12 protein-coding genes, 1 tRNA gene and 6 pseudogenes are annotated in these 19,396 nt (G+C 72.2%); 12 read left to right on the forward strand and 7 right to left on the reverse strand.

What is annotated here, in order from left to right; all coding sequences use genetic code 11:
- Positions 1–22: 22 nt before the first annotated feature.
- The 3 genes and pseudogenes from LJB71_RS04430 (at position 23) to LJB71_RS04440 (ending at position 2,139) form a co-directional block, all read left to right on the forward strand.
- Positions 23–1,295, forward strand: a pseudogene (locus LJB71_RS04430) (YihY family inner membrane protein).
- Positions 1,296–1,300: 5 nt separating this feature from the next.
- Complete coding sequence (locus LJB71_RS04435; RefSeq protein ID WP_259303237.1) at positions 1,301–1,870, forward strand: TlpA disulfide reductase family protein; 570 nt, start codon at positions 1,301–1,303, stop codon at positions 1,868–1,870.
- The gene (locus LJB71_RS04440; RefSeq protein WP_259303238.1) at positions 1,870–2,139 is read left to right on the forward strand and encodes an acylphosphatase; all 270 of its coding nucleotides are present in this window, start codon (positions 1,870–1,872) and stop codon (positions 2,137–2,139) included. Before LJB71_RS04435 ends, LJB71_RS04440 begins: the two co-directional genes overlap by 1 nt.
- Before the next feature lie 17 nt (positions 2,140–2,156).
- Here LJB71_RS04440 and LJB71_RS04445 read toward each other — a convergent pair whose 3' ends face one another.
- From LJB71_RS04445 to hemA, 5 genes are all read right to left on the reverse strand, one after another.
- Entirely contained in the window at positions 2,157–3,542 is a 1,386-nt protein-coding gene (locus LJB71_RS04445) for an Nramp family divalent metal transporter (RefSeq protein WP_259303239.1), read from the reverse strand.
- A 143-nt stretch (positions 3,543–3,685) separates the two neighbouring features.
- A complete protein-coding gene (ppk2, locus tag LJB71_RS04450) occupies positions 3,686–4,465 on the reverse strand; it encodes a polyphosphate kinase 2 (protein ID WP_259304734.1) in 780 nt (259 codons plus the stop codon).
- Between the two features lie 440 nt (positions 4,466–4,905).
- Positions 4,906–5,364, reverse strand: a complete 459-nt coding sequence (locus LJB71_RS04455) for a GNAT family N-acetyltransferase (protein ID WP_259303240.1) — start codon at positions 5,362–5,364, stop codon at positions 4,906–4,908.
- Between the two features lie 62 nt (positions 5,365–5,426).
- Positions 5,427–6,515: a peptide chain release factor 1 gene (gene prfA / locus LJB71_RS04460; RefSeq protein ID WP_259303241.1), complete on the reverse strand. Its 1,089-nt coding sequence runs from the start codon at positions 6,513–6,515 to the stop codon at positions 5,427–5,429.
- Positions 6,512–7,777 (reverse strand): glutamyl-tRNA reductase, encoded by a 1,266-nt coding sequence (gene hemA / locus LJB71_RS04465; RefSeq protein ID WP_259303242.1) that lies wholly within the window; start codon positions 7,775–7,777, stop codon positions 6,512–6,514. The genes prfA and hemA overlap by 4 nt, the downstream gene beginning before the upstream one ends.
- Before the next feature lie 87 nt (positions 7,778–7,864).
- On the opposite strand from hemA, the pseudogene LJB71_RS04470 reads away from it, so the two are divergent.
- The 8 genes and pseudogenes from LJB71_RS04470 to ychF all read left to right on the forward strand — a co-directional run bounded on the left by LJB71_RS04470 (position 7,865) and on the right by ychF (position 14,765).
- Positions 7,865–9,569: pseudogene (locus LJB71_RS04470) on the forward strand (tetratricopeptide repeat protein).
- A 185-nt stretch (positions 9,570–9,754) separates the two neighbouring features.
- Positions 9,755–10,216, forward strand: coding sequence for an outer membrane lipoprotein LolB (locus LJB71_RS04475; RefSeq protein ID WP_259304735.1), 462 nt, complete (start codon positions 9,755–9,757; stop codon positions 10,214–10,216).
- Positions 10,213–11,130: a 4-(cytidine 5'-diphospho)-2-C-methyl-D-erythritol kinase gene (ispE, locus tag LJB71_RS04480; RefSeq protein ID WP_259303243.1), complete on the forward strand. Its 918-nt coding sequence runs from the start codon at positions 10,213–10,215 to the stop codon at positions 11,128–11,130. Before LJB71_RS04475 ends, ispE begins: the two co-directional genes overlap by 4 nt.
- Positions 11,109–11,184: transfer RNA gene (locus LJB71_RS04485), tRNA-Gln, on the forward strand. Before ispE ends, LJB71_RS04485 begins: the two co-directional genes overlap by 22 nt.
- A 66-nt stretch (positions 11,185–11,250) precedes the next feature.
- Positions 11,251–12,208, forward strand: a pseudogene (locus LJB71_RS04490) (ribose-phosphate diphosphokinase).
- Between the two features lie 108 nt (positions 12,209–12,316).
- Positions 12,317–12,973: a 50S ribosomal protein L25/general stress protein Ctc gene (locus tag LJB71_RS04495; protein WP_259303244.1), complete on the forward strand. Its 657-nt coding sequence runs from the start codon at positions 12,317–12,319 to the stop codon at positions 12,971–12,973.
- Positions 12,974–13,039: 66 nt separating this feature from the next.
- Positions 13,040–13,625 (forward strand): annotated as a pseudogene (pth, locus tag LJB71_RS04500) (aminoacyl-tRNA hydrolase).
- Positions 13,626–13,674: 49 nt separating this feature from the next.
- A pseudogene (ychF, locus tag LJB71_RS04505) lies at positions 13,675–14,765 on the forward strand (redox-regulated ATPase YchF).
- 88 nt (positions 14,766–14,853) lie between these two features.
- Here ychF and LJB71_RS04510 read toward each other — a convergent pair.
- Together LJB71_RS04510 and LJB71_RS04515 are read right to left on the reverse strand one after the other, a co-directional pair.
- On the reverse strand, positions 14,854–15,753 hold the full coding sequence (locus tag LJB71_RS04510; protein WP_259303245.1) for a PhzF family phenazine biosynthesis protein: 900 nt from the start codon (positions 15,751–15,753) through the stop codon (positions 14,854–14,856).
- Positions 15,754–15,782: 29 nt separating this feature from the next.
- A pseudogene (locus LJB71_RS04515) lies at positions 15,783–16,649 on the reverse strand (PhzF family phenazine biosynthesis protein).
- Between the two features lie 127 nt (positions 16,650–16,776).
- Between LJB71_RS04515 and LJB71_RS04520 the strand changes: the two are divergent.
- Positions 16,777–19,392, forward strand: a complete 2,616-nt coding sequence (locus LJB71_RS04520) for a bifunctional aspartate kinase/diaminopimelate decarboxylase (RefSeq protein ID WP_259303246.1) — start codon at positions 16,777–16,779, stop codon at positions 19,390–19,392.
- Positions 19,393–19,396 lie beyond the last annotated feature (4 nt).

Raw genomic sequence — 19,396 nt, forward strand, 5'->3', positions numbered from 1 at the left:
TGGCATCGGGTAGGCTGTGACGATGCAGTGGCCATCGTCGATCCATCGCTGGAGCGAGCGCCTGCGCGACCACGGCCGCGCCGCCGGCTTCGCGCGCTTCGTGCTGCGACGGTTTCTGGACGACCGCCTGTTCGAGGCCGCCGGTTCGCTGTCGTACACCACTGCGTTCGCGCTGGTGCCGCTGTCGGTGGTGGTATTCGGGGTACTGTCGGTATCGCCGGTGTTCGAGGCCTGGAGCGCGCGCCTGACCGACTACATCTTCGCCAACTTCGTGCCCAGCGCGGCGCGTGCGGTATCGGGCTATCTGGCCGATTTCGCCGCCAATACCCGCTCGCTGACCGCCGCCGGCGCGCTGGCGCTGATCGTCTCGCTGCTGCTGACCCTGCGCAGCGTGGAGGCGGTGTTCAATCGCATCTGGCGGGTGTCCGGGGCCCGCCCGCGGCTCGCCCGCTTTCTGATGTACTGGACGGTGTTGACCCTGGGCACCCTGGTGGCGGCGGCCAGCCTGGCGCTGTCCACCCGCTTCTTCGCGCTGGCCATTTTCGAGACCCTGCCCGGGCGCTGGCTGGAGGCGTTGCTGCTGCGTTTTGCGCCGATGCTGATCGAACTCCTGGCGTTCGCCGCGGTGTTCAGGCTGGTGCCGCACCGCGACGTCGCCTGGCGGCACGCGCTGGCAGGCGCGCTGCTGGCAGCGCTGCTGTTCGAACTGGTGAAGTCGGGGCTGGGGCTGTATCTGGGCACCTTCGATTCCTACCAGAAGCTGTACGGCGCGGTGGCGCTGGTGCCGATCCTGATGCTGTGGATCTACCTCAGCTGGTGCGCGATCCTGTGCGGGGCCTCGTTCGCCTCGTCGCTGGCCGCGTTCCGCTATCAGCCGAGGGCGCTGCGGCTGCCGCACGGGCACGAGCTGTACGGGTTGCTGCGCATGCTCGGCCGCTTCCGCCAGGCACGCGTGCGCGGCAAGGGCCTGTCCGAGGCGGACCTCCTGGCGCTGGAGCCGGCGTTGACCGACAGCTCAGCTGCAGGATCTGCTGGACCGGCTGGCGGCGATCCAGGTGGTGCAGCGCGCGGAAAGCGGCGAATGGCTGCTGGCGCGCGATCTCGACGAGGTGCGCCTGGACGAGCTGTACGAAGCCGCACGGCTGCGGGTGCCGCTGGCCGAGGTGCCGATCCCGCCGCCCGAGGATGCGCTGGGCGCGGCGGTGCGTGCGGCGATCGCGCAGTTGCGCGAGCCGCTCGGCGATCTGCTGCGGCGGCCGGTGTCCAGCGTGTATGCCGATCTTCCCGAGGAATGAAGCCGATGTCCGTCCCCCGTCTTTCGCTGATCCTGCTGCCGCTGTGGCTGGCGGCCTGTTCGCGCGCGCCGCAGTCGCCGGCGCCTTCCGCGCCCGTCGCTGCACCGGCGTCGACGCCATCGGCGCCCGCGCCGGCGCCGGGCGATGCCGCCGCCGCGCAGCGCCCGCAGCTGCGCGTCACCACCCTGGACGGCGCGGCCTACGACCTTGCCGCGCAGCGCGGCAAGTGGGTGCTGGTCAATTACTGGGCCACCTGGTGCGGGCCGTGCCTGAAGGAGATGCCCGAGCTGTCGGCGCTGGCGGCGATGCGGCCGCACATCGCGGTGATCGGGCTGGCCTATGAGGACACCGATGCGAGTGTTCTGCGCGCGTTCCTGGCCAGGCATCCGGTGGTGTACCCGGTGGCGCAGGTGGACGTGTACGACCCGCCGCGCGACTTCGGCGCGCCGCGCGGGTTGCCGACCACCTGGCTGATCGCGCCCGATGGCCGGGTGGCGCGCAAGTACACCGGGCCGGTGACGGCGCGGATGATCGAGGACGACATCGCCGCTGGCGGCGGGCCGAAGGCGGGCTGATGCAGGCCGCGCGCTTCCACGTCTCCGGGCGCGTGCAGGGCGTGTCCTACCGCGCCGCCACCCGCGCGCAGGCGCAGCGCCTGGGCCTGCGCGGGCATGCCCGCAACCTGGCCGATGGCCGGGTCGAGGTGCTGGCGGTGGGCGCGCCGCAGGCACTGGAGGAACTGGCGCGCTGGCTGCGGCAGGGGCCGCCGCGGGCGCGGGTGGCGGAGGTCGTGCGCGAGGACCTGGCGTCGCCGCCGGACTGCGACGGCTTCGCCATTGGCTGACGTGTCCGGGCGTCGCCTCAGCTTCCGCGCAGCAGGCCGGCCAGCGGCCACAGGTTGAGGGCCACGATCAGCACCGTCACCAGCCAGCCCAGCAGGTTGATCGCGCGGGTGTTGGCGAGCGCGCCCATCAGCTCGCGGCGCGCGGTGAAGCGCATCAGCGGCACCAGCGCGAACGGGATGCCGAACGAGAGCACCACCTGCGAGAACACCAGCACCCGGGTCGGATCCAGCCCGAGCAGGATCACCACCAGCGCCGGCACCGCGGTCAGGCTGCGCCGCAGCCACAGGCTGATGCGGAAGCCCACGAAGCCCTGCATCACCACCTGTCCGGACAGGGTGCCGACCGCGCTCGAGGACAGTCCGCTGGCCAGCAGCGCCACCGCGAACGCGCTCGCGGCCACCGGGCCGAGGGTATGGCCCATCTTCGCCCACACCGCGCCGAGGTCGTCCATTCCCTGCTGGCCGGCGAATGCACCGGCCGCCACCGCTAGCATCGCCAGGTTGATCAGCCCGGCCAGGCCCATCGCCAGCAGCACCTCACGCCGGGTCTGGCGCATCAGCGCCGGCTTTTCCGCCTCCGGTACCACCAGCCGGTGCTGGGTCAGGCTGGAGTGCAGGTAGATGACGTGCGGCATCACCGTCGCGCCGAGGATGCCGACCGCCAGATACGTCGCCTCCGGCCCCGGTAGGCGCGGCACCAGCAGCCCTTCCAGTGCCGGCGCGACCGCGACCTGGGTGAACAGCAGTTGCACCCCGAAGGTGAGCGCGATCACCCCCACCAGCGCGGCGATCGCCAGCTCGATCCCACGGAAGCCGTGCTGCTCCAGGTACAGGATGCCCATGGTGGCCGCGAACGCCAGCACCACCGCGGCTTCCATCGGCAACCCCAGCAGCAGATGGAAGCCGAGCGCGGCGCCGAGGAATTCGGCGAGGTCGGTGAAGATCGCCACCAACTCGGCCTGTACCCAGTAGAACCACACCAGCGGCTGCGGCCAGTGGTCGCGGATCACTTCCGGCAGGTTGCACCCGGTGGCGATCCCGAGCTTGGCCGACAGCCCCTGCACCAGCATCGCCATCAGGTTGGCCCACAGCACCACCCACAGCAGGGTGTAGCCGAACTGCGAACCGGCCTGCAGGTTGGTGGCGAAGTTGCCGGGGTCGATGTAGGCCACCGAGGCGATCACCGCTGGGCCGATGAACGGCAGCAGGCGCATGCGGCCGCGGGAGCGCAGCGCCGACAGCGCGGCGTCGCGGGTGCGGGCATCGAGCTTGGCGCTGATCGCGTTCATGCCATCGACGGCGTGGGGTGGTCCGGGGTGGGGATGCGGCAGGCCATAGCGATGGGTGCGGACGATCGCGATGGCGCGTTCGATCACATTAGTCGATGCGGCGGGGTGTTCCATTCGAAAATCTCGATCATCACCATCGGCGCCACCGATGCACATGGCAAGGGTGGCAGGCGTGGCGTGAACGCATGGCGGCAGCGCCGCAGCGGAGGATTTCCGCAGTGTGCCTGTGCAGACGCTTGCCCGCCCTGATCGCGCGCCTAATCCTGTGTCCAGGAAGGCAGCGGCCTGAGCGTGCCGAAGCGTTCGCGCGCGGGCTTGCCGGGCAGCGGCGGCAGGTCGAACACCGGCTCGGGCACATCGGTGGCGGGCAGGTGATCCAGCAGGTCGCGGATCAGGGTCAGGCGGCCGCGGCGCTGGTCGTTGAAATCCACCAGCCGCCACGGTGCGTGGCGGGTATGGGTGGCCGCGAGCATGGCCTCGCGCGCGCGGGTGTAGTCGGTGTAGCGGGTGCGCGCGGCCACGTCCACCGGCGAAAGCTTCCAGCGCTTGAGCGGATCGGCGCGGCGCTCGGCGAAGCGGGCTTCCTGCTCGGCCTGGTCGCAGGTCAGCCAGTACTTGAACAGCAGGATGCCGTCGTCCACCAGCAGCTTTTCGAACACCGGCGCCTGTTTCAGGAAGGCGGCGACCTGCGCCTGGCTGGCGTAGCCCATCACCCGCTCGACCCCGGCGCGGTTGTACCAGCTGCGATCCATCAGCACGATCTCGCCCGCGGCGGGGAGGTGCGGTACGTAGCGCTGGAAATACCACTGGGTGCTTTCGCGTTCGGTCGGCTTGGGCAGCGCCACCACCCGGAACTGGCGGGTGTCCAGGTGCTGGCTGATGGCCTTGATCACGCCGCCCTTGCCGGCGGTGTCGCGGCCCTCGAACAGCACCAGCAGACGCTGGCCGGCGTGCCTGACCCAGCGCGCGGCGGCATCCAGTTCGAGCAGCATCGGCTCCAGCGCCGCTTCATAGGCCTTGCGCCTGAGCGGCTTCATGCCGGCTTCCCTGCGCCGCGGCGCGGGCCTGCGGGGGGCGGTATCGCCGGCTCCGGCATTGGTCGCCAGGCCGCGCGCCACCTCCAGCAGCGCGCCCTGCTGGCGCGGAGACAGCGCGCGATAAGCGGCCAGCAGCTGGTGCTCGCCGCGGGTGCGCGCCGGGTCCAGGGTCTGCGCCAGCTCCGCCAGCAGCGCGCCGGCCGGCACGCCCAGCGCGCGCGCCAGCGCTTCGGCCTGATCTCGCCCCGGCAGCTTCTCGCCCTTCAGCCAGGCGTTGACGGTGCCGATCCCGGCGCGCGGGATCGCGGTGGCGATGTCGGCCACGCTCAGGCCGCGGGCCTTGCTGAGCAATCGCAGGGTGGCATCGATCGGCACCGGCAGGCCCTCGGCATGGACGACGCCGGCAGTGTAGGCCGCCGTCGCCAGGGCTGCACGCGCGCTCAGTGTACGCCGGCGGCGAAGTCCAGCGAGTACCACTGGGTAGCGTCCTCGCGCCAGCCGGCGGCGCGGTACAGCGCGCGCGCGGCGGCGTTGTCCCGCGCGGTTTCCAGCGCGATGCCGGCGGCGCCATCGCTGCGGGCGAACGCGGCGGCGGAATCCAGCAGGGTGCGGCCCACCCCGCTGCGGCGCGCGTCCGCGGCGACGTATAGATCATTCAGGACCCACAGGCGCGCCGTGCGTACCGAGGAAAAAATGGGGTAGAGCTGCGCGAAGCCGACCGCCGCGCCGTCGCGGCGGGCCAGCAGCGCCACCGCCTCGCCCAGACGCAGGCGGCTGCGCAGCCACTCGCGCGCCCGCGCCAGGTCGGCCGGCTGGCCATAGAACTGGCGGTAGGCGTCAAACAGGAGGGCGAGATCATCGAGATCGGCGGGGCCGGCGCGGACGATGGCGAGCGGCATGGCAACCTCATGTGGAATGGATATCGCGCGGACGGGCGGGATGGACACCATGGGGCGCTGGGTCAGGTTTCGCGTGCCAAGCGTGCCAGCGCTTCGGCCTGCTGCTCCTGCTGCAGGCGATCGATCAGCGGATCGAGCGCGCCGTCCAGCACGTTGGGCAGGTCGTACAGGGTCAGGCCTTCCACCCGATGGTCGGTGATCCGGCCCTGCGGGAAGTTGTAGGTGCGGATGCGCTGGCTGCGGTCGCCGCTGCCCACCTGCAGCTTGCGGTCGGCGGCGGTGGCGGCGGCGCGCTTTTCCAGCTCGGCTTCCACCAGCATCGCCTGCAGGCGCTTCATCGCCTTGTCGCGGTTGGCGTGCTGGCTGCGCTCGGTCTGCGATTCCACCACCAGCCCGCTCGGCAGGTGGGTGATGCGGATCGCCGATTCGGTCTTGTTGACGTGCTGGCCGCCGGCGCCCGAGCTGCGGAACGTGTCCACCTTCAGGTCGGCGGGATTGATGACGATCTCGGTGTCGCCCTCGGGCTCCAGCGCGATGATCGCCACCGTCGCCGCCGAGGTGTGGATGCGGCCCTGCGATTCGGTGGCCGGCACCCGCTGCACGCGGTGGGTGCCGGCTTCGTACTTCAGCCGCGCATACGCGCCTTCGCCCTCGATACGCGCGATGATTTCCTTGTAGCCGCCGTGTTCGCCGGGATTGGCCGATTCCACTTCGACCCGCCAGCCGCGCGCTTCCGCATAGCGCGCGTACATCCGGAACAGGTCGCCGGCGAAGATCGCCGCCTCGTCGCCGCCGGCACCCGCGCGCACTTCCAGGTACAGGCCGCCGTCGTCGCGCGCGTCCTTCGGCACCAGCTGCGCCAGCAGCTCGCGTTCCAGCTGCGCCAGGCGCGCACTGGCAGTGGCGATTTCGTCGTCCGCCAGCGCGCGCAGCTCCGGATCCTCGCGCAGCGCCTGCGCGGCTTCGAGGTCGGCGCGCGCGCGCGCCTCCGCCGCCAGCGCATCGGCCAATGGCTGCAGGCTGGAGAACTCGCGCGAGAGCGTGCGGAACCGCGCGGGGTCGGCCGCCACCGCCGGATCGGCCAGCAGGCGCTCCACTTCCTCGCGCCGTTCCAGCAGCGCTTCCAGCTTGCGGCGCAGGGCCGGGGTCATGGGTGCCCGTCGCCGGTATCCGCGGGCGGGAACAGCCGCGTCGCGGCGCGCGCCAGTTCGGCATCGCCGCCGCGCGCGGCTTCGCGCAGGGCCACCGTGGGGGCATGCAGCAGGCGGTTGGTCAGGGTGTGCGCCAGCAGCTCCAGCGCCTGCTCCGGCGGTAGCCCGGCGGCGAGCTGGGCGCGCGCCTTGGCCAGCGCCTCGGCGCGTGCCGCCTCGCCGTGTGCGCGCAGCTGCAGCAGCGGCTGCTGGCGGGCGCTGGCCTGCCAGGTTTCCATGAAGCGGGCCGCCTGCAGTTCGATGATCGCCTCCGCCTGCTGCGCCGCTTCGCGCCGGCTGCGGCGGTTGTCCTCGATCGCGCGCTGCAGGTCGTCCACGGTGTACAGGAACACATCGCGCAGCCCGGACACGTCCTGCGCGATGTCGCGCGGCACCGCCAGGTCGATCAGCAGCATCGGCCGGTGCCGGCGCAGGCGCAGCGCGTGCTCGATCTGCACCCGGTGCAGGATCGGAGTGCGGCTGGCGGTCGCGGCGATCACGATATCGGCCTCGGCTAGGTGCCGGTCGAGTTCCTCCAGCGGCAGCGCGATCCCGCCATGGCGGCTGGCCAGCGCCTGCGCGTGGGCGAGGGTGCGGTTGGCGATCAGCAGGCGCTGCACGCGTGCCTCGGCGAGATGGCGGGCGGCCAGCTCGATGGTCTCGCCGGCGCCGATCAGCAGCACGCTGGAGTCGTCCAGGCGCGCGAAGTTCTCCTCCGCCAGGCGCACCGCCACCGAGGCCACCGAGACCGGGTTGGCGCCGATGCGGGTGTCGGTGCGGGCGCGCTTGGCGGTGGCGAACGCCTGCTGGAACATCCGGTCCAGCGGCCCGCCCAGGGTGCCGGCCGCGCGCGCGGCGGTCCACGCCTGCTTCACCTGGCCGAGGATCTGCGGCTCGCCCAGTACCAGCGAATCCAGCCCGCTGGCGACCCGGAACAGGTGGCGCACCGCCTCGCCGTCGCGATGGCGGTACAGGTAGGCGTGCAGGTCCTCGCCGGCGCCGGGGTGCCGCGCCAGCCAGTCGGCCAGCGCGCGGCCGTCGCCTTCGGCATGCGCGTACAGCTCGGTGCGGTTGCAGGTGGACAGCAGCACCGCCTCGCGCACGCCGTCCACGCCACGCAGGGTCTCCAGCGCCGGCGGCAGCGCCTCGGCGGCGAACGCCACCCGCTCGCGCAGGGCAACCGGCGCGGTCTGGTGGTTGATGCCGAGGACGAGCAGGGGCATGGGCGGGAATGGCGTGGACGCGGCGGAATTCGTTCAGGCGCCTGCGCTAAGCTGCGGGCCCGACCAATCATTGTAGCCGCCGCGCCCATGCCCATCCCGCATCGTCCAGGTCTGCGCCTGCTCGTCCTGCTGCTGGCGCTGGCCTGCGCCGCCCCGGCCCTGGCCGCGTCGCCGGCGGCGAAGCCTGGGCCGAAGCCGGCCGCGCAGGCGGCGCGGGTGGATCCGCTGGAGGCCAGCATGGCCGGCGAGTTCGCCCTGCAGGGCGGGCTGCTGCCGGAGGCCGCGCGCGACTACCTGGCCGCGGCGCGTGCCGCTGCCGACCCGGTGTTGGCCGAGCGCGCCACCCGCATCGCGCTGCTGGCCGACCGTGACGCGCTCGCGGCCGAGGCGCTGGCGACCTGGCGCCAGCTGCAGCCGCAGGACAGCCAGGCGCGGCAGATGATGGCGGCCACCCTGGCCCTGCGCGCCGGGCAGAAGGCGCCGGCGCGGCGGGAGCTGCGCCGGCTACTGGCCGCGGACGACGGCTGGCAGGCCGCGCTGGCGGCCCTGACCGGGGCGGTCGGGCGGCAGCCGGCGCTGGTGGTGGCGATGGTGGGCGAGATCGTCGATCGCGGCGAGCTGCCCGCGCAGCTGCAGGCCTGGCTGGCGTTCGGCGGGCTGGCACAGCGGCTGGAGCAGCCGAAGCTGGTCGATCGCATCGTCGCCCAGGTGGTGAAGCGCTTCCCCGGCGAGCCGCGGGTGGCCCTGCTGCGCGCGCAGTGGCCGCGCGAGGCCGGTGATCTGGAGCAGGCGCGCGCGGTGCTGGACGCGGTGCCGGCGCCGGCCCGGCGATCGACCGCCCTGCGCGGCGGCCTGGCCAGCGAATACGAGGCCCTGGGCGACGCCGCGCGCGCCGCGCAAGTGCTGGCGTCCGGCCCGCAGGACGATTCCACCTATGCGCGCCGCGCCGACCTGCTGGACGGCTTGGGCGACAAGGACGGGCTGGCCGCGCTGTACGCCGAGCTCAAGGCCGGCGCCACCCAGCCGAATCCGATGCGCCGCCTGCTGCTGGGGCAGGTGGCCGAGCTGCTGCAGCGCTACGACGAGGCGCTGGCCTGGTATGCCAGCGTGCCCGGCAGCCGCGCGCAGGTACTGGCACGGCTGCGCGCGATCGGTGTGCGCCATGCGATGGGCAAGAAGGCGCAGGCTTACGACGAGGTGCGCGCGCTGCAGTCCGATGCCGCGCTGGATGACGATGCGCGCCGCGACGGCTACCTGCTGGAAGCCGAGCTGCGGCAGAAGGACGGTGACGTTGCCGGCGAGCGCGATGCCTACGCGCGCGGGCTGGCGGCGTTCCCCCGACAACCTCGAGCTGCTGTACGCACGCGCCCTGATGTGGGAGCGCCAGGACCAGATCGACCGCGCCGAGGCCGACCTGCGCCGGGTGCTGGTGATCGCGCCGGACAACGTGGCCGCGCTGAACGCGCTGGGCTACACCCTGGCCGACCGCACCACCCGCTACCGCGAGGCGCTGGAGCTGATCGACCGCGCGCGCGTGGCCGATCCCGGCAATGCCGCCATCATCGACAGCTACGGTTGGGTGCTGTTCAAGCTGGGCAAGCCGCGCGACGCGCTGGAGCAGCTGCGCCGCGCCTATGCCCTGCAGAAGGACCCCGACATCGCCAGCCATCTCGGCCAGGTGCTGTGGGTGCTGGGGCGCAAGGACGAGGCGCGCCGCTATTTCGACGATGCGCGCAGGCGCGATCCGGGCAACCGCTCGCTGCAGCGCGCGCTGCGGGAGACCGGCGCGTGAGCCTGCGCGCGGGCGCGGCGCTGGCCGCGTTGCTGGGGCTGGCCGGCTGCGCATCGCTGCCGCCGCCGGCTGCGCCGGTGGGCGATCCGGATGCGGGCGCAGCGGCCCAGCGCCTGCGCCTGCAGGCCCTGGGCCTGGGCGGCGACGGCGATTGCGCCGCCCCGGCCTGGCGGCTGTCCGCGCGGGTGGCGCTGGCCAACGGGCGCCAGGGTGGCAGTGGCCGGCTCGACTGGGTGCAGGGCGGGGGCCAGCTGCACCTGCAGCTGTCGGCCCCGGTGACCCGCCAGGGCTGGGAACTGGACGTGGATGCCGGCGGGGCCACCCTGCGCGGGCTGGAGGGTGGCCCGCGCCGGGCGGCGGATGCCGCCGGCCTGCTGCGCGACTCCACCGGCTGGGATATCCCGCTGGCCGCGCTCGGCTGCTGGCTGCGCGGCGCGCAGGCCCCGGCTGCGGCCTTCGGCCCGGCGCGGATCACCTACGCCCCCGACCTGCTGCCGCGCCGAATCGAACAGGCCGGCTGGGTGGTCGAGTACGCCGGCTGGGCCCCAGGCAGCTTCGACGGCCCGGCCCTGCCGCTGCGGGATCGAGGCCCGCCGCGGCGAGGATCGGGTGCGCCTGGTGGTGGATGCCTGGGGTGGGCGCGATGACTGAGGCGCGCGCGGATGCCCGCACTGGCTTCCCCGCGGTGGAAGGCTGGAGTGCCTGGCCGGCGCCGGCCAAGCTGAATCTGTTCCTGCACATCACCGGCCGCCGCCCCGACGGCTACCACGCGCTGCAGACCGTGTTCCGCCTGCTCGACTGGGGCGATACCGTGTTCCTGCGCCCGCGCGCGGATGGCCGCCTCCTGCGCGCCGGCGCCGGCGTGCCCGGCGTCGCGGCGGCCGACGATCTCCTGCTCCGCGCCGCGGATCTGCTGAAAAAAGAGACGAACTGCGCGCAAGGTGTGGAAATCGGCATCGAAAAGCGCATTCCGATGGGGGGCGGCTTCGGCGGCGGCTCGTCCGATGCCGCCAGCGTGCTGGTGGCGCTGGACCGGCTCTGGGGCCTGCACCTGGGCGAGGATCGGCTGGCCGCACTGGGCCTGCGGCTGGGCGCGGACGTGCCGGTGTTCGTGCGCGGGCGCAACGCTTGGGCCACCGGGGTCGGCGAGCAGTTGGTGGCGATCACGCTGCCCCCGGCCTGGTACCTGCTGGCCGACCCCGGCGTGCATGCCTCCACCGCGGCCCTGTTCCAATCCCCTGAATTGACGAAGGATGCCGCGCCCGCGACAATAGCGGACTTCCTTTCCGGGAACGTGCGCGGCAACGCGTTCGAGCCGGTCCTGCGCCGGCGCGAGCCCGCCGTCGAGGCGGTGTTCGCCGCGCTGGCACAGGTCGGGCTGCCGCGGTTGACCGGCTCCGGCAGCGGCTGTTTCGTGGAATTCGCGAACCGCGGTTCCGCCGAAGCGGCACTGGCGGCGCTGCCGGCGGGCGTGAACGCCTGGCTGGCGCGCGGCGCGGAACGGTCGCCACTGCTGGATGCGGTGGAGCGTCATCCAACAGGGGCGTCGCCAAGTGGTTAAGGCACCGGGTTTTGATCCCGGCATACGTAGGTTCGAATCCTTCCGCCCCTGCCAGCCTGTCCCTGCCGTCCCCGGTTTCCGCCCCGCCCACCCCCATCGCCCTCCAACGCGGTCATCGCCATGCAGGACAATCCCAACTTGCTGGTCTTCTCGGGCAACGCCAACAAACCGCTGGCGAGCGCGGTGTGCCGCGAGCTCGGAGTGCGCCCCGGCAAGGCGCTGGTGAGCCGCTTCTCCGATGGCGAGGTGCAGGTCGAGATCGAGGAGAGCGTGCGCGGGCAGGAGGTGTTCGTCATCCAGCCCACCAACGCGCCGACCGCCGAGAACTTCATGGAGCTGCTGGTGCTGATCGACGCGCTCAAGCGCGCATCGGCGGCCAGCGTCACCGCGGTGGTGCCGTACTTCGGCTACGCCCGCCAGGACCGCCGCCCGCGCTCGGCGCGGGTGCCGATCACCGCCAAGGTGGCGGCCAAGATGTTCGGCGCGGCGGATGCCGACCGGGTGCTGACGGTGGACCTGCACGCCGACCAGATCCAGGGCTTCTTCGACATCCCGGTGGACAACGTGTACGCCTCGCCGCTGCTGCTGGCGGATATCTGGCGCGTGCACGGCACCGACAACGTGATCGTGGTGTCGCCCGACGTCGGCGGCGTGGTGCGCGCGCGCGATCGCCAAGCGCCTGGATGATGCCGAGCTGGCCATCATCGACAAGCGCCGGCCGAAGGCCAACGTGGCGACGGTGATGAACATCATCGGCGACGTCGAGGGCAAGACCTGCGTGCTGGTGGATGACATCGTGGACACCGCCGGCACCCTGTGCGCCGCCGCCAACGCGCTCAAGGAGCGCGGCGCGCGCAAGGTGGTCGCCTACTGCGTGCACCCGGTGCTGTCGGGCGCGGCGCTGGACAACATCAACCGTTCGTCGCTGGACGAGCTGGTCGTCACCGACACCATCGCGCTGTCGCCGGCCGCCCAGGCCTGCGCCAGGATCCGCCAGCTGAGCGTGGCCGAACTGCTGGCCGAGACCATCCGCCGGATGGCGTTCGGCGAATCGGTCAGCTCGCTGTACGTGGATTGATCCCATCCGCGCCGCTGGTCCGCCGGCGGTGCCCCCACTCACCTGGTCGCGGGTGAGTGTCTTCGCCGCCGCGAGGCGGCTTCATCGCAACGAGAAGTGAGTCATCCCATGTCCGAACACACCATCAAGGCCACCAGCCGCAACGTCGAGGGGAAGGGTGCGAGCCGCCGCCTGCGTCGTGCGGCCCAGCTGCCGGCCATCGTCTACGGCGGCAAGTCCGCTCCCCAGGCCATCCAGATCGAGCACGAGCAGATCTGGCTCGCCAGCCACCACGAGTGGTTCTATTCGTCGATCCTGAACCTGGACATCGACGGCAAGGTCGAGCAGGTCCTGCTGCGCGACATGCAGCGCCACCCGTACAAGCAGCTGATCCTGCACCTGGACTTCCAGCGCGTGGACGCCAGCCAGGCGCTGCGCACCAAGGTCCAGCTGCACTTCCTGAACCAGGAGAAGTCACCGGCCGGCAAGACCAGCGGCGTGGTCATCACCCACGAGCTGACAGAAGTGGAAGTGAGCTGCCTGCCGAAGGACCTGCCGGAAGCGATCGAGGTCGATCTGGCCGAGCTGGCCGTGGGCGCCGTGGTGCACCTGTCCGACCTCAAGTTGCCGGCCGGCGTCGAGCTGCCGGCGCTGAAGCTGGGCAAGGAGCACGACGTGGCCGTGGTCATCGCCAAGCACGCCAAGGAAGAAGAAGTGACGGACGAGGCGGCCCCGGCCGCGGCCGAGGTGCCGGCCACCAAGGCCGCCAAGAAGGACGACAAGTAATCCCAGGCGCATCGTCCCGGCGCGCGGCCTGGCCGCCGCCGGGACGGTTGCGGCGGGAGAAGCGCGATGGCCGGTCTTCGTCTCATCGTCGGGCTGGGCAACCCCGGTGCCGAGTATCTGCGAACCCGGCACAACGCCGGGTTCTGGTTTATTGACGCGCTGGCGCAGGCCCGCGGCGCGCGCTTCGGGCTGGAAAGCAGGCTGTTCGGCGAGACCGCGAAGGTGGACATCGCCGGCCAGCCGGTGTGGCTTGCTGCGCCCGGCGACCTTCATGAACGCCAGCGGCAAGTCGGTCACCGCCGCGCTTCGCTACTGGAAGATCGCGCCGGAGGAGATGCTGGTGGCGCACGACGAGCTGGACCTGCCGCCGGGCGTGGCGCGCCTGAAGTTCGACGGCGGCCACGGCGGCCAGAACGGGCTGCGCGACACCATCCGCCTGCTCGGGCACGCGCGCTTCCACCGCCTGCGCATCGGCATCGGCCATCCCGGCCACAAGGATCAGGTGACGCCGTGGGTGCTCGGGCGCCCGGGCGCGGCCGACGAGGCCCTGATCCTGCGCGCGATCGGCAATGCCGCCGACGTGCTGCCGCTGGCGGTGCGCGGCGATTTCATGGAGGCGATGACGCGGCTGCACACGCCGCGCTCGCCATGAGTTCATCGCGCCGGCAACTGGTCGGCGCGGCAACGGAGCAAGACGCATCATGGGCATCAAATGCGGCATCGTCGGACTGCCGAACGTCGGCAAGTCCACCCTGTTCAACGCGCTGACCAAGGCCGGCATCGCCGCGGCCAACTTCCCGTTCTGCACGATCGAGCCGAACGTCGGCGTGGTGCCGGTGCCGGACCCGCGGCTCAATGCGCTGAGCGAGATCGTCAAGCCGCAGAAGGTGATCCCGACCGCGGTCGAGTTCGTGGACATCGCCGGGCTGGTCGCCGGCGCGGCCAGCGGCGAGGGCCTGGGCAACAAGTTCCTGGCGCATATCCGCGAGGTGGACGCGATCTGCCACGTGGTGCGCTGCTTCGAGCACCCCGACGTGATCCACGTCGCCAACAAGGTCGATCCGATCGCCGACATCGAGACCATCGACACCGAGCTGGCGCTGGCCGACCTGGAGTCGGTGGACAAGGCGATCGCCCGCTACGAGCGCGTGGCCAAGGGCGGCGACAAGGACGCCAGGGCGAAGATCGAGGTGCTGGGCAAGCTGCGCGCCGCGCTGGACGCGGGCAAGGCCGCGCGCACGGTGGCGCTGGACGAGGAGCAGCGCGCGCTGGTGCGCGAGCTGTTCCTGCTCACCCTGAAGCCGGTGATGTACGTGGCCAACGTGCTGGAGGACGGCTTCACGGACAACCCGCACCTGGACGCGGTCGCGCGCGCGCGGCCGGCGAGGGCGCCGAGGTGGTGCCGGTGTGCGCGGCGATCGAGGAGGAGCTGAGCCAGCTGGACGAGGCCGACCGCGATGCCTTCCTGGCCGACCTCGGGCTGGACGAGCCGGGCCTGAACCGGGTGATCCGCGCCGCCTACAGGCTGCTGGGGCTGCAGACCTACTTCACTGCCGGCGTGAAGGAAGTGCGCGCGTGGACGGTCAAGGCCGGCGCCACCGCGCCGCAGGCCGCGGGCGTGATCCATACCGATTTCGAGAAGGGCTTCATCCGCGCCGAGACCATCGGCTACGACGACTTCATCAAATACCGCGGCGAAGCCGGCGCGCGCGACGCCGGCCGCCTGCGCCTGGAGGGCAAGGACTACCGGGTGCAGGAAGGCGACGTGCTGCACTTCCGCTTCAACGTCTGACCTCCGCGCCGGTTGCACCACGACGAAGCCGCGCCCTGGCGCGGCTTCGTCAGGTCGGCAGTCCGCCGGCGCGGCTGGCCGGTGGCGGTCAGCCCTGCGGCCAGTCCAGCGCGCCGCGTACCACCGGCACCGCCCGCCCACCGGACCAGACCTCGCCCTGCGCATCCACGGTCAGTTCGAGGATGGCATCAACGCCCACTTCGCGGCCCTGGCTGACGCGGTAGAAGCCGCCCGGGCGGGGCGGCAGCGCGCCGCGCTCGGCCAGCCAGGCGGCGAGGGTGGCGTTGGCGGCGCCGGAGGCGGCGTCCTCGAAGCGTGCCGGGGCGCCGACGAAGGCGCGCACCGCGTAGTAATACACCGGGTCGTGGCTGCGCGCGTACACGAACAGGCCCATGCTGTCGGTGGTCTCGGCCAGCGCGGCGATCGCGTCCCAGTCGGGCTGCACGCTGCGCAGGTGCGCCTCGTCGGCCAGTTCCACCAGCCACCAGCGGCGCCCGCCGTCCATCAGCACCGGCGGCAGCGCGCCCAGGCGCAGGCCGGCCAGCGCGGCGGCGAGGCGGGCATCGTCGGGCGCGGCGATTTCCTGCACCCGCGCGCGCGGCGTGCGCACCGCCAGCGTGCGCGTGGCGCCTTCGCCGCGCACGCGCAGCGGCAGCAGGCCGGCGATGCCTTCCTGCACCAGGAACTGCGCGCCCTCCGCGTCGATGCGCGGCTTGACCAGCCCCGCATCCAGCAGCGCATATGCGGTGCCGACGCTGGGGTGGCCGGCGAACGGCACTTCCCGGCGCGGACTGAAGATGCGGATGGCGTGGGTGGCCTTTGGCGTGCTGGGCGGGAACACGAAGGTGGTTTCCGGCAGCCGCGTCCAGCGCGCGATGGCCTGCATCGCGGCACCGTCCAGGCCCTGCGCGTCCAGCACCACCGCCAGCGGATTGCCGGCGCCGGGGCGGGAGGCGAACACATCCAGTTGCACGTAGCGGCGGGGCATGGCGGGGGGGCGCGAAAAGGGCGCGCAGCTTACCAGTCCAGCCGGCCTTCGATCACCTGCTGCACCTGGCCGCCGATCCAGACCTCGCCATCGCCATCCACCCGCACCGAGACCCGCCCGTCGCGGCCCAGTTCGCGGCCCTGGCTGGCGACGTAGGCACCGTCCGTGCCGGGCAGCCGCCCTTGGCGGTGCAGGCAGGCGGCGATGGCGGCATTCGCGCTGCCGGTGACCGGGTCTTCCGGCACGCTCACCGCATCGCCGGGGCAGAACGCGCGCACCGCCAGCGCGTGGGTCGCGGCTGCTTCAAAGGCATACACCGCAACCCCGGTGGCGGCGGTGGCATTGGTCCAGGCGGCGATCGCGGCGAAATCCGGGCGGAACGCGCGCAGGGCGACCGCCGAGGCGGCTTCCAGCGCTCACCAGCGCGGGCCGTTGTCCCACAGCGTGGCCTGCGTGCCGGGCGCGATCAGGGCGTCCAGCCCGTGCGGCAGCGGGTCGCCATGACGCGCGACTTCGCGCGCACGCGGACTGCGCACGAACGGCAGCAGCTGCGCGCCCTGCATCTCGATGCGCACTGGCAGGCGCCCGGCGCCGCACTGTTGCACCAGCCTGCCGGCGCTGGGTTGCGCCAGGCGATGCTGGGCCGCGGCCCAGGCCGCGCCCACGCTGGGGTGGCCGGCGAACGGCAGTTCGCTGCCGGGGGTGAAGATGCGGATGCGGTAGTCGGCGCCAGGGTCGGGCGGCAGGAAGAACACGGTTTCCGACAGGTTCAGCCAGGCGGCCAGCGCCTGCATCGCCGCAGTGTCCAGATCCTGCGCATCCAGCACCACGCCCAGCGGGTTGCCCTGACCCGGGCGGGCGGCGAACACATCCAGCTGCAGATAACGACGGATCATGGCGGGCAATCGACGGACGCAGGGGCGGGGCCGCTAGAATGCACCAGTGCCGCGGCTCGCGGCATTTTCTTCGTCTGCGTCTCCCCGGCGTCCCGACCCCATTCCATTTCCTGTTTCCTGCGGATCCATGTCCACACGTCCCCCCGCGTCCGATGCTGGCTGGCTGGTGCTCAAGTTTGGCGGCACCTCGGTCTCCAAACGCACGCGCTGGGACACCATCGGGCACCTGGCGACCGCGCGACTGCAGGAGGCGCCGCGGGTGCTGGTGGTGGTGTCCGCGCTGTCGGGCGTCACCAACGCGCTGACTGCGATTGCCGACGGCGCGGCGGATGCCGCCGCGCGGGTGACGCAGCTGGAGACGCGCCACCGCGACTTCGCCGTCAAACTCGAGCTGGAAGCCGAGGCCGTGCTGGGCGCGCGCCTGGCCGCGCTGCGCGACCTGCTGGACGACCCGCGCGCAGCGACGCGGCCGCTGGACTGGCAGGCCGAGGTGCTGGCGCAGGGCGAGCTGTTGTCCTCCACGCTTGGCGCCGCCTACCTGCGCGCGCAGGGGCTGGACATCGGCTGGATGGACGCGCGCGACTGGCTCACTGCGCTGCCGCCGCAGCCCAACCAGAGCGCGTGGGCGCAGCGGCTGTCGGTGAACTGCCAGTGGCAGGCCGACGCCGGCTGGCGCGCGCGCTTCGCCGCCCAGCCCAGCCAGCTGCTGATCACCCAGGGCTTCATCGCCCGGCATGGCGATGGCGGCACCGCGATCCTCGGACGCGGCGGCTCCGACACCTCGGCCGCTTATTTCGGTGCGCTGCTGGGTGCGCGCCGGGTGGAGATCTGGACCGACGTGCCCGGCATGTTCAGCGCCAACCCGCGCGAGGTGCCGGACGCACGCCTGTTGACCAGGCTGGACTATGCCGAAGCGCAGGAAATCGCCACCACCGGGGCCAAGGTGCTGCACCCGCGCTCGCTGCGGCCGTGCCGCAACACCGGCGTGCCGATACTGATCCTCGACACCGAGCGCCCGCACCTGCCGGGCACCCGCATCGACGAGGCCGCCGAGCCGGTGCCCGGCGTGAAGGCGATCAGCCGCCGCAACGGCATCGTGCTGGTGTCGATGGAAAGCATCGGCATGTGGCAGCAGGTGGGCTTCCTGGCCGACGTGTTCGAACGCTTCAAGCGCCACGGGCTGTCGGTGGACATGATCGGCTCGGCCGAGACCAACGTGACGGTGTCGCTGGACCCGTCCGAGAACCTGGTCACCACCGACGTGCTCTCGGCGCTCTCGGCGGATCTGGCCGAAGTCTGCCGGGTCAAGGTGATCGCGCCGTGTGCGGCGATCACCCTGGTCGGGCGCGGCATGCGCGCGCTGCTGCACAAACTGCAGGACGTGTGGGCGATGTTCGGGCGCGAGAACGTGCACCTGATTTCGCAGTCCTCGAACGATCTCAACCTGACCTTCGTGGTGGACGAGGCCGCAGCCGACGGCATGCTGCCGAAGCTGCACGCGGCGCTGATCGACTCCGGCGCGATGCCGGTGCACGAAGCGGAGGTGTTCGGCCCGCGCTGGCGCGAGATCGAAGGGACTTTCCGGCCGCGGCCGGCGCCGTGGTGGCGGATGCCGCAGGCGCGCGCGGCGCTGCTGCTGCTCGCGCAAGGCAACACCCCACGTTATGCCTACCACCTGCCGACGGTGCTGGCGCGCGCGCGCCAGCTCCAGGCCATCGCCGCGCTGGACCGCCGCTATTACGCGATCAAGGCGAACGCGCATCCCGCCATCCTGCGTGCGCTGGTGGACGAAGGCTTCGGGCTGGAATGCGTGTCGCAGGGCGAGCTGGAGCGCGCCTTCGCGGCGCTGCCCGGCCTCGACCCGGCGCGCGTGCTGTTCACCCCCAGCTTCGCGCCGATCGCCGAATACCGGGCGGCGCTGGCGCGCGGGGTCACCGTCACCGTGGACAACGTGGAGCTGCTGCGGCGCTGGCCGGAGGTGTTCCGCGGACGCGTGCTGTGGCTGCGCATCGACCTCGGCCACGGCGACGGCCATCACGCCAAGGTCAATACCGGTGGCAGAGAGGCCAAGTTCGGGCTATCGGCGCAGCGGGTGGACGAGTTCGTGGACGCCGCGCGCGCGCTGGACGTGCGCATCACCGGCCTGCACGCGCACCTGGGCAGCGGGATCGAGACGGTGAGCCACTGGCAGCAGGTGGTGGATGAACTGGCCGGCTTCGCGCGCCGGATCGGCAGCGTGGAGGTGCTGGACATCGGCGGCGGGTTGCCGATTCCCTACAGCGCCGACGACGAGCCGTTCGACCTCGACGCCTGGGCGGCCGCCCTGGCGGCAGTCAAGGCCGTGCATCCCGCATTCCAGCTCGCGATCGAGCCAGGCCGCTTCCTGGTGGCGGAGGCCGGTGTGCTGCTGGCGCGCGCGACCCAGGTGGTGGAGAAGGACGGCGTGCTGCGGGTCGGCCTGGACGCCGGCATGAACGCGCTGATCCGCCCCGCGCTGTATGACGCCTGGCACGACATCCACAACCTGTCGCGGCTGGACGATGGCGCCCGCTACGACTTCGACGTGGTCGGCCCGATCTGCGAGTCCAGCGACGTGTTCGGCCACCGCGTCAAGCTGCCCGCCGCCACCGCGCCGGGCGACGTGATGCTGATCGCGGACGCCGGCGCCTACGGCTTCAGCATGGCCAGCACCTACAATCTGCGCCCGCTGCCGGCCGAGGACATCCTCGCCGGCGGCGCCTGACACG

It is taken from the genome of Thermomonas sp. S9 (assembly GCF_024704365.1).
Classification (GTDB): domain Bacteria; phylum Pseudomonadota; class Gammaproteobacteria; order Xanthomonadales; family Xanthomonadaceae; genus Thermomonas.